General features: G+C 57.4%; 19 protein-coding genes and 2 pseudogenes. 8 read left to right on the top strand and 13 right to left on the bottom strand.

From position 1 onward, the window contains the following. Positions 1-56 precede the first annotated feature (56 nt). Positions 57-983: a D-alanyl-D-alanine endopeptidase gene (gene pbpG, locus OZ911_RS17460; protein ID WP_016487648.1), complete on the bottom strand. Its 927-nt coding sequence runs from the start codon at positions 981-983 to the stop codon at positions 57-59. A 460-nt stretch (positions 984-1,443) separates the two neighbouring features. Between pbpG and OZ911_RS17450 the strand changes: the two are divergent. The 3 genes and pseudogenes from OZ911_RS17450 to OZ911_RS17440 form a co-directional block, all read left to right on the top strand. Then, positions 1,444-1,608, top strand: a pseudogene (locus tag OZ911_RS17450) (DUF2514 family protein); the annotation flags it as partial. Positions 1,609-1,703: 95 nt separating this feature from the next. After that, the gene (locus OZ911_RS17445; protein ID WP_023048810.1) at positions 1,704-2,759 is read left to right on the top strand and encodes an acyltransferase family protein; all 1,056 of its coding nucleotides are present in this window, start codon (positions 1,704-1,706) and stop codon (positions 2,757-2,759) included. Positions 2,760-2,900: 141 nt separating this feature from the next. After that, positions 2,901-3,122: pseudogene (locus tag OZ911_RS17440) on the top strand (hypothetical protein); the annotation flags it as partial. Between the two features lie 248 nt (positions 3,123-3,370). Here OZ911_RS17440 and OZ911_RS17435 read toward each other — a convergent pair. The 5 genes from OZ911_RS17435 to OZ911_RS17415 form a co-directional block, all read right to left on the bottom strand. Then, on the bottom strand, positions 3,371-4,126 hold the full coding sequence (locus OZ911_RS17435; RefSeq protein ID WP_134792818.1) for a hypothetical protein: 756 nt from the start codon (positions 4,124-4,126) through the stop codon (positions 3,371-3,373). Between the two features lie 329 nt (positions 4,127-4,455). Beyond that, positions 4,456-4,623 carry a hypothetical protein gene (locus tag OZ911_RS17430; protein ID WP_156343155.1) on the bottom strand — a complete coding sequence of 56 codons (168 nt, stop codon included), beginning with the start codon at positions 4,621-4,623 and terminating at the stop codon, positions 4,456-4,458. Between the two features lie 169 nt (positions 4,624-4,792). Beyond that, positions 4,793-5,029: a hypothetical protein gene (locus OZ911_RS17425; protein WP_016487643.1), complete on the bottom strand. Its 237-nt coding sequence runs from the start codon at positions 5,027-5,029 to the stop codon at positions 4,793-4,795. Beyond that, positions 5,029-5,265, bottom strand: a complete 237-nt coding sequence (locus tag OZ911_RS17420) for a hypothetical protein (protein ID WP_016487642.1) — start codon at positions 5,263-5,265, stop codon at positions 5,029-5,031. The genes OZ911_RS17425 and OZ911_RS17420 overlap by 1 nt, the downstream gene beginning before the upstream one ends. Positions 5,266-5,452: 187 nt before the next feature. Then, complete coding sequence (locus OZ911_RS17415) at positions 5,453-6,127, bottom strand: polysaccharide lyase family 7 protein (RefSeq protein ID WP_023048808.1); 675 nt, start codon at positions 6,125-6,127, stop codon at positions 5,453-5,455. Between the two features lie 239 nt (positions 6,128-6,366). Between OZ911_RS17415 and OZ911_RS17410 the strand changes: the two genes are divergently transcribed. After that, complete coding sequence (locus tag OZ911_RS17410) at positions 6,367-6,690, top strand: DUF1654 domain-containing protein (protein ID WP_016487640.1); 324 nt, start codon at positions 6,367-6,369, stop codon at positions 6,688-6,690. Between the two features lie 38 nt (positions 6,691-6,728). On the opposite strand, the gene OZ911_RS17405 is transcribed toward OZ911_RS17410, so the two are convergent. Continuing rightward, positions 6,729-7,553 carry a S24 family peptidase gene (locus tag OZ911_RS17405; RefSeq protein WP_023048807.1) on the bottom strand — a complete coding sequence of 275 codons (825 nt, stop codon included), beginning with the start codon at positions 7,551-7,553 and terminating at the stop codon, positions 6,729-6,731. 163 nt (positions 7,554-7,716) lie between these two features. Between OZ911_RS17405 and OZ911_RS17400 the strand changes: the two genes are divergently transcribed. Then, positions 7,717-8,049, top strand: coding sequence for a chemotaxis protein (locus OZ911_RS17400; RefSeq protein ID WP_023048806.1), 333 nt, complete (start codon positions 7,717-7,719; stop codon positions 8,047-8,049). 119 nt (positions 8,050-8,168) lie between these two features. Here the strand turns inward: OZ911_RS17400 and OZ911_RS17395 are convergent, their stop codons facing one another. Next, the gene (locus OZ911_RS17395; protein WP_016487637.1) at positions 8,169-8,351 is read right to left on the bottom strand and encodes a hypothetical protein; all 183 of its coding nucleotides are present in this window, start codon (positions 8,349-8,351) and stop codon (positions 8,169-8,171) included. Between the two features lie 94 nt (positions 8,352-8,445). After that, positions 8,446-8,790, bottom strand: coding sequence for a hypothetical protein (locus tag OZ911_RS17390; protein WP_016487636.1), 345 nt, complete (start codon positions 8,788-8,790; stop codon positions 8,446-8,448). Between the two features lie 161 nt (positions 8,791-8,951). Between OZ911_RS17390 and OZ911_RS17385 the strand changes: the two genes are divergently transcribed. Beyond that, complete coding sequence (locus OZ911_RS17385; protein ID WP_070086369.1) at positions 8,952-9,773, top strand: shikimate 5-dehydrogenase; 822 nt, start codon at positions 8,952-8,954, stop codon at positions 9,771-9,773. 126 nt (positions 9,774-9,899) lie between these two features. Here OZ911_RS17385 and OZ911_RS17380 read toward each other — a convergent pair whose 3' ends face one another. From OZ911_RS17380 to OZ911_RS17370, 3 genes are all read right to left on the bottom strand, one after another. Beyond that, complete coding sequence (locus OZ911_RS17380) at positions 9,900-10,142, bottom strand: hypothetical protein (RefSeq protein ID WP_023048590.1); 243 nt, start codon at positions 10,140-10,142, stop codon at positions 9,900-9,902. 97 nt (positions 10,143-10,239) lie between these two features. After that, positions 10,240-10,767 (bottom strand): lactoylglutathione lyase, encoded by a 528-nt coding sequence (gene gloA / locus OZ911_RS17375; protein ID WP_023048589.1) that lies wholly within the window; start codon positions 10,765-10,767, stop codon positions 10,240-10,242. Positions 10,768-10,989: 222 nt separating this feature from the next. Beyond that, positions 10,990-11,349: a histone-like nucleoid-structuring protein, MvaT/MvaU family gene (locus OZ911_RS17370; RefSeq protein WP_016487632.1), complete on the bottom strand. Its 360-nt coding sequence runs from the start codon at positions 11,347-11,349 to the stop codon at positions 10,990-10,992. A gap of 359 nt (positions 11,350-11,708) precedes the next feature. Here OZ911_RS17370 and OZ911_RS17365 point away from each other — a divergent pair, with 359 nt between their 5' ends. Together OZ911_RS17365 and cobF are read left to right on the top strand one after the other, a co-directional pair. Beyond that, positions 11,709-12,998, top strand: a complete 1,290-nt coding sequence (locus OZ911_RS17365; RefSeq protein WP_016487631.1) for an OprD family porin — start codon at positions 11,709-11,711, stop codon at positions 12,996-12,998. A gap of 67 nt (positions 12,999-13,065) precedes the next feature. Then, positions 13,066-13,815 (top strand): precorrin-6A synthase (deacetylating), encoded by a 750-nt coding sequence (gene cobF, locus OZ911_RS17360; RefSeq protein WP_016487630.1) that lies wholly within the window; start codon positions 13,066-13,068, stop codon positions 13,813-13,815. A 120-nt stretch (positions 13,816-13,935) separates the two neighbouring features. Here cobF and OZ911_RS17355 read toward each other — a convergent pair whose 3' ends face one another. Next, positions 13,936-14,286, bottom strand: coding sequence for a response regulator (locus tag OZ911_RS17355; protein ID WP_016487629.1), 351 nt, complete (start codon positions 14,284-14,286; stop codon positions 13,936-13,938). Positions 14,287-14,516: the final 230 nt, after the last annotated feature.

Genomic DNA, 14,516 nt, shown 5'->3' with positions numbered 1-14,516 from the left:
TTGCGTCGCGATGGGCCGCTCCTGCACAGGTTCTGTGCAGCCCCAGGGGCATGCGGTTATTCGGCCGCTACACGCCCCTTGTTCTGCCGCTCGGTCTTGTACTGCATGGCCACTGCCGGTGCCGGCTTGGCGGCCCCGGTCTCCAGCCACTGACGCATGCGGCTGGCATCGGCAAAGTGGGTGTACTTGCCGAAGGCGTCGAGGATGACCATGGCCACCGGACGGTTATCCATGCGGGTCAGCAGCACCAGGCAGTGCCCTGCTTCGTTGGTGAAGCCGGTCTTGGTCAGCTTGATGTCCCAGTTGCTCTTGTTCACCAGGTGGTCGGTGTTACGGAAGCCCAGGGTGTAGTTGGGCTTGCGGAAGGCCACAGTCTTCTCGCGCGTGGTCGACAGCTCGCTCAGCATCGGGTATTTGCGCGAGGCCATCAGCAGTTTGGCCAGGTCGCGTGCGGTGGACACGTTCTGCGTCGACAAGCCGGTCGGCTCAACGTAGCGGGTATGCGCCATGCCCAGGCTGCGGGCCTTGGCATTCATCGCCTTGATGAACGCCGGGTAGCCGCCGGGGTAGGCGTTGGCCAGGCTGTTGGCCGCACGGTTTTCCGACGACATGAGGGTGATCAGCAGGGTCTCGCGGCGATCGAGTTGGCTGCCCAGGCGTACGCGGGAATACACGCCTTTCATTTCCGGGTTGTTGGCAATGGTCATGGTGAGCATTTCATCCATGGGCAGCTTGGCATCCAGTACCACCATCGCCGTCATCAGCTTGGTGACCGAGGCGATCGGCACCACGCGGTCGGCGTGGCTCGAATACAACTCCTGGTTGGTATTCAGGTCGATCAGCAAGGCGCTGCCTGAAGCCAGATGCAACTTGGACGGATCTCGTTGGGCTTGGGCCGGGGGTTGTGCAGCAGCAGTCGACGGAAGGGTCGCGGTACCTGTGAGCAACAGCAGCAGGCTGAGGATGGACAGGGATTTTTTCACGTTGAGGCTCACTAAAAGTTGGTATGTCGTTGGCTGTGCAAGGGTTTTCCCCCTAAAACCGATGCATTCTGGAGTATGGCTGAATTGCTGTCGAATGCCTTATGACTAAAGGGCGCAAGGTGAACGAAATTTAATCCTGCGCCGATGCTGTACCCATTACGTTCTTTTCCAGTTTCGCCAGTTCCGCCCAATCGTTGGCAGAATTCAACCACTTAGCGTAGGTCGAGAGAAGCACCTGCACCGAGTGCCCAAGCTGCCCAGCAATAAACGCTGGATTCATCCCCGACATGAGGCACATCGTGGCATATGTGTGCCGGCAATTGTACTGAGGCCTGTGCCTGAGCCCCTTTGCCTCTAGCGCCTGGTTGAAGTGCCTGCCGCCGGTTTCGGGCACGGTGATGTGTGGTGATGAGCCAGAAGGCTGGAAGATGAATGGCGACTTCGTCGAGACGCGAATATCGCCGCTGTCGCCCGAGGCGAGGTAGCCACCCGCGCCGCCATTGTGCTCTCCGAGCTGCTCTCACGGGCTGATGAACGAGCGGGAGAGTTGGCGCAGGCTTATGACCGGGCACGCATAGCCGGTCATCAGTGCGAAGCGTCCTATGACGCACTCGGGCGAAAATAACCATCTGAGACTTCAGCCTCTCAAGATATTGAGAAATGCGACGTACCTGGCGATAATGGCGAATTAATCTCATACACTTGCAATGGACTGCGCGCGTGGAAAAATTCTACGGAATACAATATTTGAGAGGTATTGCAGCTGGGCTGGTTATCATCTACCATTCCATGGTGATGATTGCTGTAGCACCATACTTCGATAACCCGGTGGGTGATTTTGGTGTAGATATATTCTTTGTTATATCCGGGTTCGTAATGTGGGTAACCACAGAGGGTAAGAATAAAGGTATAAGAGAGTTTTGGGTTTCGCGGATATTGAGAGTGGCGCCGTTATACTGGGTGTTCACCTGTGTGCTTGTCGCTGCCGCGCTATTAATGCCAAGCTTGTTTTTCAACTCCCGCGCAGTCGATCCAGTATTCCTGCTTAAGTCACTGTTTTTCATTCCCGCCCTAAACCCAGATGTGGGTGATGTCACGCCTGTATACACCATTGGGTGGACCCTCACATATGAGATGTTCTTTTACGCGATATTCGGTCTCTCCTTAGCATTGCAAAACCTAAGAATGAGACTTCTGTTCTTGGCTGCAGTTATAGTTGCACTTGCTATTGTTGGGTCTGCTTTGGCTCCAGAAGGGCCATTGGGCAAAACCTACACAAGCCCGATCATCATTGAATTTCTGCTTGGCGTCTTGCTAGGGGTCACCAGGCAGCGCTGGGTGGGTATCGGTTTTTTGCCGACAAGTCTATTGGTTGGGGCTAGTAGTGTGGCGCTGGTATTAGCTGATTTCACCCTATTCACTCGGCCTTTAGTATATGGCGTCCCGGCGTTTTTCTTAGTCGCAGGATTTATCTCGATTGAGAAGTACATTCGGTCAAATATCAATAGGGTCGCTCTGTTGTTTGGGGAGGCATCTTATTCACTGTATTTGTCGCATCCAATTTCTCAACGAATCTGGTATGTGCTATTTGTAACGACGTTTGGGCAGATAACCAGCCTTGCGATGGCAGTCTGGTACGCGGTAGGCGCTGTGACTGCTGGGCTGCTAGGCGGAATTGTATGCTACCTTCTTGTAGAGAAATATCTGCTGACGCTGGCAAAAATTATTTCACGCTCGTCCCTTAAGGCCGGCACGGCTATTGAAGTGCAGCGCTAGCGTGATCACACCATTAGGCTGCTTGCTGGTTTTTTCTTTGAAGCAGCCTAATCTTGGCTCTGGAGGTTTCACGCTTGAATGGGGCTTCAACGTTGGTTACTGACCAAACCTTTCCATATCATTCCTGCTTGGAGCTTAGGCATGGATGAGCGGACTTTCATCGGGATGGTTGAGGCCGGCGAGCCGCTGATTCAGAAGGCGATCGACGCCATGCGCTGTTACCACCAGACGCAGGATCATGGCGCGCCTGCAGAGGAGATCGAGCGCCTGCGCCTGCTGGCTGAGTCGCTCTTCCAGGCGGTCTCCGATTACAAGCTCCACGTCGTGGCCAAGGCCCGGGGCAAGGATCTGCCGCCGCTCCACTCAGCTGGCTTTATCAACTCAGCTCCCTGTTTGCGTACATTCCTCACGACTGAGCCCAACCGATACCACGCGAACACGTCGGATAGCCCCTCGTCCAAAGTTGAGGGTTATTTGCTCGGCATGTGTGTTCGATGTAGTCAGGTTAGGCACGCTCCAGCAAGACTGGGAAAAGTACGCCGGATGTCGACCATGCTGTTGGAAATATTGGCTGTAAAGACCCCACCCTACGGAGGGGTGGGGCTCTACCTTTACGATAAATACAGCTTTTTAGCTGAGGCGCGCAGTTCTGGTGAGGCGGATTTAAGATATTTCTCCAAATTGAGAGGTCGTTTTGCTTCACGCTCTTTCTGAACCTGTTCAATAATGGCGTTGCGATATTCTTGTGGGATTCCGATCAACTTAAGAGATTGATCGATTTGGAGATTGCTTGGGATGTTGCTGTAGTCAAGCAGGGACGTCTGTGCGTAATAGGCAATAGCATTTGTTGCTATATCTGAGATGCCTGAGCTTTCGAAATTGTAGGTCCACAGGCAATAGTCAATGCGTACGGGAACGTATGTTTCTTCGATGCCTTTATCTGGATCTGCTGCATGTCCATCGAGTGCGATTAAATAGAGCTTCTTGTTGCTTGATGCACCTGATGAGTTACCAATTAATGTGTCTAGTGCAGTACCTATCAAGCCGGTTAAGGTATCGCGCCATTTAGCTTCCGGACTATGTAATAGACTGTCGACAGCATTCTTGATGCCTGCCGACGGTCCAGAAGATGACATTACATGAGTCCCCTCGTCCTGCATAATGTAGAGGCCTGGAGGGATCTGGGTGGGCGATCCAGACTTAGCGTCAGACTTAGATTTGGCAATGTCGTCTTCAACGAGTCGTTTTATTTCTGAAAGTTTTGTTTGAGCGAGTACATCTAACATCTGCAAAGAAGCTTTCACTTCTTTAGCTTTTTCGTCAGCGTGATTCTCTAAAGCCCTAATAGCGTTTTGAACAATTCCCATTGTTAGCTCCTTGCTTACGTTATCCCTGGGGAGAGCTCTTGAAAAAAATCAAGAATCAAAATATCTAGCACAAAACTGGAAATCCGCCAGCTGCAGCCCGAAAGCGCTTTCGAAAAATGTGGGCTAAGGGTCCTAACCTTGTGCTTGGAACGTAGCCGCCTGGTGACGAGAGGGGCTGGAAGGCCCGTAAATACGGGCCTCCGTAACTTTCTAGAACCCGCCAAAATCCAAAAAACACCTCTGGAGAATGGCTGAATTGCTGTCGAATGCCTTATGACTAAAGGGCGCAAGTTGAACGAAATTTAATCCTGCGCCGCGTGAAAGGCGTATCAGGATGCGATCAGATAGGCCGCCAGGCCCTTGGCAATTCGCCACGGCTTCCAGATTGAAAGGTGATCGAACAGTCGGCTGTAGTTGCCCGCCAGCCCTGCAACCGCAAGGTAGACAAACCACTTTCGCAGCACCCTGGAGAACTTTCTTTTGATGAGTCGCAACAATCGGCACACCTTGAACCATGGCCCTGTCGCAAAAACGAAAAAGCCCAACATGGTGTTGGGCCTCAGCGCCACTCCTCAACGCAGGAATGACAGGAGGGGGAAATTTACGGCACGGCCATATGATACCGCAAGCCTTTTAGAGCCCCTGTTTCATGGGCGGGGCTGCTCTCTAGCCTTCGGGAAGCGTAATGCCGCACACGAACTCACTCGAGCCAAGGCGATGTGAACCGTACTCCACAACATAACCAGCGCCGAGGCGCGCTGCCTCCACCTGGGCTGTCTTCTGGTCGGCATAGACGTCGACAAAATGCCATGGATGCTTGTCCCGAAGCACACCCCAGCCGAGCACCCAGCCCTCCTTGTCGGGGTCTGGAGGCAGGTTTTTCGCCAGGCTGCGTATAACCATCAATCTGCTCGCAATATGGGGAACTGCTCTGCGGGATTGCGTGACTCGGCGTTCATCAACCCGCACGCAGTCGCAGCCTCGGATTTGTTGATATAGCCGCGCTTGAGTCGTTGTTTCTCCTGGTTGTCATAGATATCGAAGCCGCCCGAAGCGGTCGCGGCGTAGAACCGGTTGCCGATGCGGAAGGATTCACCTTCCACTGGCACAGCAGGAACGATAACGAATCTTGGTTGCATGTTTCGCGCCTCCCCAGGCAGAGAGGTAATTATTAGTCTGAGAGCGGGCAGGCAACAATATGACTCATCGAGACTAATCACTGGCGTGGCGTGTCACGCGCGTCAACCATGCGCTTTTGGTCAGTTGGCATCCCGATGCAATCTGTGATGGGGCGGGGCATCGGGATGCTTTGCCGGCTAATGTCGCTCAGCGATGAATCAGCGAGAGTTCGCTGATGATGCAGACCGAGCCGTCGTCGGCCGGTGTTGCGTCGGTATAGTCAACCTGGTTGTAGATGCCGCCGTGGAACTCGAACAGCTGCGAAGACCAGGTGCTGTCGAGCTGTAGATCGCCGGACGTGCCGGATACCCCGTTGCATTTGGCTGTTACATTGACCACGCCTGCAGACGTGGTGTGGAGGCTCACGTCGAACCTGCCCCCCAGCGGCACACCTTTGAGTACTGTCGAGTTTACCGGGTCGGTCTGGTTGTAGGTCCGCCGAAACCCCAGGGTAATGTTGCCTTTGTTCCAGAACACCTTCACCGGCGGGCTGTCATCCCCGCGCACGTGCATCTGGGCGATCACCACCTTTTGCGCCGCGTTGACCTTGGTCAGCGTCATGGTCTGGCGATTCCAGTGGTCCTGGGCGCTTCCCAGTGTCCAGTCTTCTGTTTCTGTCCATTCGCAGCGGGTCCTGTGGGTACTTTTGCTCGAAGCGCCCTTGGTGGGGGCTGAAAGCTGGATTGACCCATCGCTGAGGACCTTCACCACACTCGGGAACCGGGCGATCGCTTCAGCACCGCTGAGTTCGAGTGCTACAGGGTTGCTTGGGGAGACCGCCACCGGGGTGGCGATGGTGAGATCGTTGATGTCTACGGTCATGGTAACTCCTGACGAAAAGGGCCTGAATGACGAAGCGTTCCAGCAGCTTTGCGGTGGCTGGCGCAACGAAATTAGCCTTGGGCTAAATTCAAGTCAATAGCCATTGGCTAAATAAAATTCGCTATAGGCAAAATTGCCTGGAGGCGAAATTTTCCGGTGGCAGGGGTTTACGGTGGATTTGGCGGTGAGATAAGCTTTCCCTGAATACTGTACAAACATACAGATATCAGGATGAGAATATGTTCAAGCACGTGAACGCAGCCCCCCGGCAGTGCCAGGGAATGACCGGAGTAGAGCGGCTTAGCCTGCGGGTGTCGTCGATGATCAACCACCCGCTGGCGCAGACGCAGCGCTGGGTGGTTGTGCACCGGCTGGATACCGACGGTGATGCGGAATGGGACGAGGTGATGGGCCTGCTGCTGGAGACGCCCGAGTTGAACCTTACCTTCAACGATGACCAGAGCGTGACGGTGCGCTGGGCGCGCACCAGCGTGCAAGCACGTGACGACTTCAGCGTCGAGCAGTACAACGAGGAGGTGATGGAGGAGGCGCCGCCATTTTGAGCCTCAGCAAACGCCCGCCTTAAGAGGCGGGCTTCGTTTTACACAAGGTGGGCATTCCACACCAGTAGGACCCTGGCCTGGATGTAGGTCTCTTCTCGGCGGATCATGCGGTCCTTGTGCCGCGAATTGTCGGAGATCATCTCGAAATGGTCCTCATCAGCAATCTGCAGTCGCTTGATGTAAATATGGTCGCCCCAGGAGAAAAAGTAGATGCCATCGCCGACGAACTCGCGGATGCTGACATCGACGATCAGCGGGTCGCGGTGCTTGATGGTCGGCTCCATCGACTGGCCCCAGCCCGTTACCATCTTCAGGTGATGGTGCTCCGTGAACGTCACACCCAGTTCGCGCAGATGGCTGGGGCTGACGCGGACGTCTGTGAACATCTCGGGGTAGTCGTGAGGGATCTGGCCACCGCCCATGGCAGCCCGCACATCGTAGTGAGCAATCCACACTTCGTCGCCGACCAAGCCAGGGCGAACACGGTCAGGCTTTAGCAGCGTGGCATTCTGCGGTTCTTCTGCAGCGGCCAGCAACCTTTGGCGGGTTTCTTCAGGGATGCCTCTGCCGCTTCTGGCAAGCATCTGCTTGACCAGGTCGGCTGCCGAAAGTTTACCGTCGCCGGCTTCGACCGAAGGCTGTCCAGGGTCGCCTGCCGACAGTGCGTCGAACCAACCCCGAGGCAAACCTTCGATGCCCTCGATTCGGCGGGCCACGTCATCGCCCAGGTTTTTCACGGTCTTGTCGGAAAGGATCTGGCTGAGGTGCGCAGGCGCCATCCCCCAGCGTTCTGCGCAGGATCCCTTTCTCTGGCTGCCGATGAGCTTGACCAGGTTGTGCTTGCGAATGTCGTAGATGTCCATAGGGCGAAGCATGCCAGTGTTTAGCTTGCTGCTAAATGCGCGCATAGCTAAATTTCTCTTGTGGCAAAGTTAGCTGTAGGCTAAATTAAATTCACCAGCAAGGGAAGCCAGCGAGACATTTTTCTCCGGGGCTCATGGCATCATCATCTGTAATGAGGTTCACATGGATCCGACCGACTTCGGCCCGGGCACAGTCACTTGGCTGAGCGGCACGGGCACTGTGTTACTGGGTGCAGGTCTGTGGCTGCGCAAGTGGTTGTCCAGGGATGCAACCGAGCGTGCGATGGACAGTGCAGATATTGCAGTCATCCGCCGACTGACCGACCTGCTGGACATTGAGCGCGATGCCCGCAGAGAGGCAGAGGCCAAAGCCGACCAGTTCGCCAGGGAACGCAACGAGCTGGTGATAAGCGTCGGCCGGCTACAGGGTAAAGTCCTGGCCCTGACCAGCCAGTTGGCTATGGCTACAAAAAACACTGGCCCGAAAAAACTGTAGGAGCGAGCTTGCTCGCGATGCGCCCCCCACACAGTAACGGCCAGGCGTTTCGGCAAAAAAAAGCCCGCCAGATCGGCGGGCCATAAAGGGCGTAGGGAGCAACGCACAACAAATTCGGGTCAGGCGACCAGGGTGCCTGGTTGCAACTGTTCAACCAAGGCCTGCGCCGCAGCAAGGGTCGGCATCGGGCCGCTTACGGCTTCGCCGTTGCGCACCAGGTACCAGCATGCCAGCCGGCCCTGTTCACGCAGTGAAGTGGGAACGGCGCTGCCGACAACGGACATGATCTGGATAGTGGCCATGTGGACCTCCTGTGAAACATGGCCCTACCATACGCAGCAGCCTGGGCACTTTGAAATCAACTTCCTCGATAGTGGTCATTAGTTCTATCAACCATTACCAGCGTGGCGGTCCGTAATACACCGGTGGCGGGCCGTAGTAGGTGCGGTAGCCCGGGGGCGGTGGTGCCGGTGCGTAGTACGGCTGGTAGTACACCGGTTGCGGCGGCGGTTGCACGTACACCGGCGGCGGCCCGTAATAGACCGGCTGGCGTTCAACGTACACAGTACGGTCACGCCCGCCATAAACCGTTGCCCCGACCACGGCGCCGACCACTGCCGCACCCAGGACCGGGCCCGGTCCATACCAGCCACCGCCGCCATGGCCACCGTGAGCAGCAGCGGGCCCGCTGATGGCCAAGGCACCGACCAGCAGGGCGATTCCGGGAATGTGACGGATCATGGAGCACCTCGCAGAGAAAGCCCACGTTCGGGGGCCTTGATAATATGACTCCAGTCTCTGTCAGCTGAGCACAGGGGAACGGTAAAGGTTGTGTAAGGGACGACCAGTGGTCGCCTCTGTTACGCTGCACAAACGTTTCAGTTCTGACACAGGAGCAGGCTATGTCGACAACTCCCAGCAGGGATACCGTGCTGTGCATCTCCTTGGCCGGACGCCCCGGCACCTTTGGCGTGCGTTTTCACAACCACCTGTACCAGCAGCTGGGCCTGGACTTTTACTACAAGGCCATGCGCACCGATGACCTGCCGGCGGCGGTGGCGGGTATCCGCGCCTTGGGTATCCGCGGCTGCGGCGTGTCCATGCCGTACAAGGAGGCCTGTATGGCGCTGGTCGATGAAATCGACCCGTCGGCGGCGGCCATCGAGTCGGTCAATACCTTGGTCAATACCGGTGGCCACCTGAAGGCCTACAACACCGATTACCTGGCCGTGCGCCAGTTGTTGGCGCAGCATCAGGTCGATCCGGGCACCGCCTTTGCCCTGCGTGGCAGTGGTGGCATGGCCAAGGCCGTGGCCAGTGCCCTGCGTGATGCAGGCTTTGCCGAAGGCATCATCGTTGCGCGCAACGAGCAGGCCGGTCGGCAACTGGCAGATGTGTGTGGTTATCGCTGGCTGGCTGAGTTGGGCGACATCTGCCCGCCGATGCTGGTGAACGTGACGCCGATCGGTATGGCTGGCGGGCCGGAGGCAGAGGTGCTGGCGTTTTCTGAGCATGCCATAGCGGCGGCCGAGCGGGTGTTCGATGTGGTGGCGATGCCGGCGCAGACGTCGTTGATTCGCCGGGCGCAGGCGTTGGGCAAGCCGGTGATTACCGGGCTGGAGGTCATTGCGCTGCAAGCGCTGGAGCAGTTTGTGCTGTACACGGGTATCAGGCCGACGCGGGCGCAGGTGGATGCCGCAGTGGCTTACGCCCGGGAGGGCTAGTTACTCCTGTGCTGGCCCCTTCGCGGCTAAAGCCGCTCCCACAGGTACAGCAAAGCATCTGAAATCTGTGGATTACCTGTGGGAGCGGCTTTAGCCGCGAAGGGGCCAGTACAAACCTTGGAAGGGTCAGAACAGCTTGTGCCCGTCATCCAGCTGCTGGTCGACCAGTGCGCGGCCGTGGGCCAGCGACACATGCTGCGCGTTCTCCAGGTCGGAGAAAAACTTCATCGGCATCGACATGCGCTTGCTGGTGTGCCCGTCGGGCGCGGTAATCAGGCAGCCGGCGGCGTAGGGCAGGGGGGAGTCGGGGTGGGGCATCACGCTGGCGGTGATGGTGTGCTCGCGGTATTCACAGTGAAGAGATTGCATCGTCCTTACCTCGCTGTGGCATGTGAAGCCGTTACCTTCATATACCACAGCAAGGGGCCGGGAGTTCCCGGCCCGACGAGCGAACAGCGATGAATGCTTAGCCTTTGAGCTCGGTCGGCTGGATCACTTCTACCCAGTAACCGTCCGGGTCCTTGACGAAGGCCAGGTGGTTCATGCGCCCGTCCTGCAGGCGTTTCTGGAACGGCACATCCAGTGCTTCAAAGCGCGCACAGGCGGCGCGCACGTCCGGTACCGAAATGCAGATGTGGCCAAACCCGCGCGGGTCGGTATTGCCGTTGTGGTAGGCAAACTCAGCATCGTTTTCGGTGCCGTGGTTGTGGGTCAGCTCCAGTACGCCAGGGATCGACTTCATCCACTGGTGGCGTGCAGCGTCATCAGCGGGAATCTGCGCCGGGTCGACCAGGGCAAGGAAGTACAGGCTGAAGGCGGCTTCAGGGAAGTCACGCTTGTCCACCACGCGGAAACCCAGTACCCGGGTGTAGAAGTCCAGCGACTTCTCGATATCCTTGACGCGCAACATGGTGTGGTTGAAGACGAAGTGGGCGGTAGCGGCATCCGGTTGGGCGGTGACGCCAGGCAGGGTGTGCAGATCGTGCAGGCTCATGGGAACTCCTGAGACGGGGCCGGGCGCAGGGCACCGGCAAAACAGACAGGCTGGCCATGATACGGAAGTGCGCCGATTGCGCAAATGAAAGCGCCCTGCACGGGGCAGGGCGCTGGAATTAGAGGCCCGCATGTGCGGGCGCGTGGGGTCGCTAGTCCTTTAGCTGTCTCGATATTGAGCCAGCCCTTGTGAAAAAAGTGTGAAGTGTGCGTTGACGTTTCATCAGCGTACCCAACTTTCCACCGTGGCGCCCCCATACTGTTCTTTCCAGGCCTTGAGGCCGCGGTGGTTGCCGCCCTTGGTCTCGATCCGCTCGCCGGTGTGCGGGTTTTGATAAACCTTTACCACGCGTGGGCGGCGCTGTTGCTTGGGCGCTGGGCCGCTAGTCTTGGCTACCGCCTTGGGATCAAGGATGGCGATGATATCGCGCAGGCTCTTGTCATAGCTTTTCATCAGGCCGACTAGTTTCTGCTCGAATTCGATTTCGCGTTTGAGGCCGGCATCCTTTTTCAATGCCTCCAGTTGCGCCATCTGCTCCTGGAGCGCTTTTTCGGCAGCACGAAACTCTGCAAGTCTGGACACTGTAATCACTCCTGTACGTCGGTGGTGGCAGGGCGTGACGAACATTAAAACTACATAAAACGCCAGCCACGCAGGTGGGGTCTGCTGTTCGCTGATAGTGAGTGTAGACATTCATCGGGACTGGGTAAACAGCAAACTTTTGTAAGTAAGGCGGGAACTTTCCTAGTTTTGCGCGCGCTATTTCACGGTTTTTTTGCCGTTCCCCAGCGGTTCGTCTAGACCATGGTCCAATGGCGCGCGCCAGCGCCGTTGCGCGATCATTTCAGATGATGGCCGTTGATTGTTCGGCCTTGTCGCAGTGCCGTGGCCAGTTCGTGCCGCAGTGTGTATCCCGCCTTTGATTCTGGATGTGTCTTCGCATGTTTGCCCCTTTCCCCCTCGCCCCTGGGCGCCGTGTTGCCGGCCTGTTCCTCTTGTGTGCCGGCGTCAACGCCCAGGCCACCGGATTTCTTGAAGACAGCAGTGCCAAGGTCGAAGCACGCAATGTTTATTTCAACCGGGATTTTCGTGATGGCCAAAGCGGTTCCAGCCAAGGCGCTTCCAAGCGGGAAGAATGGGCGCAAGGTTTCATCCTTAATGTGCAGTCGGGTTATACCCAAGGGCCGGTCGGTTTTGGCGTAGATGCGCTGGGCATGTTCGGCTTCAAACTGGACTCGAGTCCGGCAGACAGTAACAGTGGCCTGCTGCCTTCTTCCGGTCATGACCCGCGGCACTCGGTTGACCAATATGCAAAGATGGGGCTGGCGGCCAAGGTCAAGGTGTCCAAGAGCGTGCTCAAATACGGCTCGATGATGCCTGATGTGCCATTGCTCAAATACAACGACGGCCGCTTGCTGCCCACCCTGTTCCATGGCGCCATGCTCACTTCTGAAGAAGTGCGCGACTTGAAGTTCACCCTGGCCCGCCTGGACAAATACACCGCGCGGGATTCCACTGACCGCCAGGACATCCGCGTGCACTGCAAGAACAAGCGCTATGCCTGCGATATCGAAGCTGACCACTTTGACCTGGCCGGTGTCGACTACCGCTTCAACGAGCGAATCAGCGCCCAGTACCAGGTGGCCAAGCTGGAAAATATTTACCGCCAGCACTTCCTCGGCCTGGTGGCCAGCCAGCCGTTGGCGTTGGGCAGCCTGTCGGCCGACCTGCGCCTGATCAAGAGTGATGACATTGGCAATGCCCGCGCCGGTGCAATCGACCATCGCGCCTTCAGCGGCATGCTCGGCTACAGCCTGGGTGGCCACAAGATCAGTGCCGGCTGGCAGCGGATGTATGGCGACAGCGCCATGCCGTACCTGGATGGCAGCAACCCGTATCTGGTCAACTATGCTCAGGTCAACGATTTCGCCGCCGCTCAGGAGCGTTCCTGGCAGGTGCGTTATGACTATGACTTCAAGGCGCTGGGTGTGCCCGGCCTGACCTTCTTCACCCGCTACATCAATGGCGACAATATCAAGGTGCCGGGCAGCAGGGCCGAAGGCAAGGAATGGGAACGCGACACCGAGTTCAAGTACCAGGTGCAAAGTGGCACTTTCAAGGATGTCAGCGTGCGCCTGCGTAATTCCACTTACCGTAGCAATTATGAAAAGTGGGCGCGTGACATGGATGAAACACGGGTGATTGTCAGCTACAACTTCTCGGTTTTCTAAGCGGGCGTTTTGCCAAATACCGGTAGCCGCCTGACAATGGCGGCTGGTTCCCGCAAAGGGCAAAGCAATGAAAGACCTGTTGTTGATCGGGATCGGTGCGGGTGACCCGCGCCAGGTCACTTATGAAGCAGTCGATGCACTGCGCCGCGCCTGCGTGTTTTTCGTGCTCGACAAGGGCAGCGACAAGGATGAGCTGGTACGCCTGCGCAAGGCCATTGTGCAGCGCTACCGCCCCGAGGGTGGCTATCGCCTGGTGCAGGTCGCCGACCCCCTGCGCGATGGCCAGGCAGATGACTACCTGGGTGCGGTGCAGGACTGGCACCGGCAGCGTGCTGCGCTGTATGCCCAACTGATCGAGCAGGAGATTGGCGACGGCGAAACCGGCGCCTTTCTGCTGTGGGGCGAGCCGACCCTTTACGACAGTACCCTGCGGATTCTCGATCTGGTCCGCGAGCGCGGCGTGGCGCTGCGCTTGCAGATCATTCCAGGCATCAGCAGTGTACAGGCGCTGGCGGCGCGTCATCAGGTGCCCCTCAATCGCATCGGCGAGCCGCTGACCGTGCTGCCAGGGCGGCGCCTGGCCGGGCATGGGCCTATCGACAACGTGGTGGTGATGCTCGACGGGCAGTGCGCGTTTGCTCAGCTCGATGATCCGGGGTTGGTGATCTACTGGGGCGCTTGCCTGGGTACCGAGGATGAAGTGCTGATTGCCGGGCCGTTGCAGGAGGTGAAGGCGCGGATACTGGAAGTGCGTGAACAGGAGAGGCGGCGTAAGGGGTGGATCATGGATACTTATTTGTTGCGCAGGGAGCTGTGAGTTGTGTGCCCTGTGCCGGCCTCTTCGCGGGTCAACCCGCTCCCACAAAACCGTCACAGCGTTCGAAACCCTGCGGTCTTTGTGCGAGTGGGCAAGCCCGCGAAGCAGGCGACACCGATTTCACGGGTGACCCAGAATGGCCACCACCTTGTCCCGCAACTGGTCGATGCTGAACGGCTTGCCGATCAGGTGCATGCCCTCGGGCACATTGATGCTGTCGGCATAACCACTGGCGAACAGCACGGGCAGCAGTGGCCGCAACTCGCGCGCTTTGCCTGCCAGCACATCGCCACGCATGTCCGGCAAACCCACATCGGTCATCATCAGTTCCAGCGGCTGGCTTGGGTTTGCGAGCACCTGCAGGGCGGCTTCGCCGTCTTCAGCCTCAATGACCGTGTAGCCCAACTCGTCGAGCACTTCGACCATCAGCATGCGTACGATGTCGTCGTCTTCGACTACAAGAAGATGCATGGTTCGGATCCTGTACAAATGAATGTCTTTTATCTGTGCGCCAAGTGACAACAGAAGTTCCCGAGGATACCGATCCCTGCAATCAGATGGAACGATTGGCGCACACCGCCTTCAAATACTGGCTAAATGCCCTGCCAGACCCGTCAAAGCTGGTTAGACTCGCTTATCAGGACGGCGCAGTGGCAGATAACAACAACGGTTGATCCGCCACTCTTTCCAATGGACTTTTT

The organism is Pseudomonas fortuita, assembly GCF_026898135.2.
GTDB lineage: Bacteria > Pseudomonadota > Gammaproteobacteria > Pseudomonadales > Pseudomonadaceae > Aquipseudomonas > Aquipseudomonas fortuita.
The sequence above is the reverse complement of the archived record's forward strand: the minus strand, read 5'-3'. Positions and strand labels throughout refer to the sequence as shown.

Coding starts and splice junctions, on each gene's coding strand:
- OZ911_RS17435 (WP_134792818.1), bottom strand. CDS start 4,126: ATGGGAATTGTTCAAAACGCTATTAGGGCTTTAGAGAATCACGCTGAC.
- OZ911_RS17425 (WP_016487643.1), bottom strand. CDS start 5,029: ATGGTTATACGCAGCCTGGCGAAAAACCTGCCTCCAGACCCCGACAAG.
- OZ911_RS17420 (WP_016487642.1), bottom strand. CDS start 5,265: ATGCAACCAAGATTCGTTATCGTTCCTGCTGTGCCAGTGGAAGGTGAA.
- OZ911_RS17415 (WP_023048808.1), bottom strand. CDS start 6,127: ATGACCGTAGACATCAACGATCTCACCATCGCCACCCCGGTGGCGGTC.
- OZ911_RS17410 (WP_016487640.1), top strand. CDS start 6,367: ATGTTCAAGCACGTGAACGCAGCCCCCCGGCAGTGCCAGGGAATGACC.
- OZ911_RS17405 (WP_023048807.1), bottom strand. CDS start 7,553: ATGGACATCTACGACATTCGCAAGCACAACCTGGTCAAGCTCATCGGC.
- OZ911_RS17400 (WP_023048806.1), top strand. CDS start 7,717: ATGGATCCGACCGACTTCGGCCCGGGCACAGTCACTTGGCTGAGCGGC.
- OZ911_RS17395 (WP_016487637.1), bottom strand. CDS start 8,351: ATGGCCACTATCCAGATCATGTCCGTTGTCGGCAGCGCCGTTCCCACT.
- OZ911_RS17390 (WP_016487636.1), bottom strand. CDS start 8,790: ATGATCCGTCACATTCCCGGAATCGCCCTGCTGGTCGGTGCCTTGGCC.
- OZ911_RS17385 (WP_070086369.1), top strand. CDS start 8,952: ATGTCGACAACTCCCAGCAGGGATACCGTGCTGTGCATCTCCTTGGCC.
- OZ911_RS17380 (WP_023048590.1), bottom strand. CDS start 10,142: ATGCAATCTCTTCACTGTGAATACCGCGAGCACACCATCACCGCCAGC.
- gloA (WP_023048589.1), bottom strand. CDS start 10,767: ATGAGCCTGCACGATCTGCACACCCTGCCTGGCGTCACCGCCCAACCG.
- OZ911_RS17365 (WP_016487631.1), top strand. CDS start 11,709: ATGTTTGCCCCTTTCCCCCTCGCCCCTGGGCGCCGTGTTGCCGGCCTG.
- cobF (WP_016487630.1), top strand. CDS start 13,066: ATGAAAGACCTGTTGTTGATCGGGATCGGTGCGGGTGACCCGCGCCAG.
- OZ911_RS17355 (WP_016487629.1), bottom strand. CDS start 14,286: ATGCATCTTCTTGTAGTCGAAGACGACGACATCGTACGCATGCTGATG.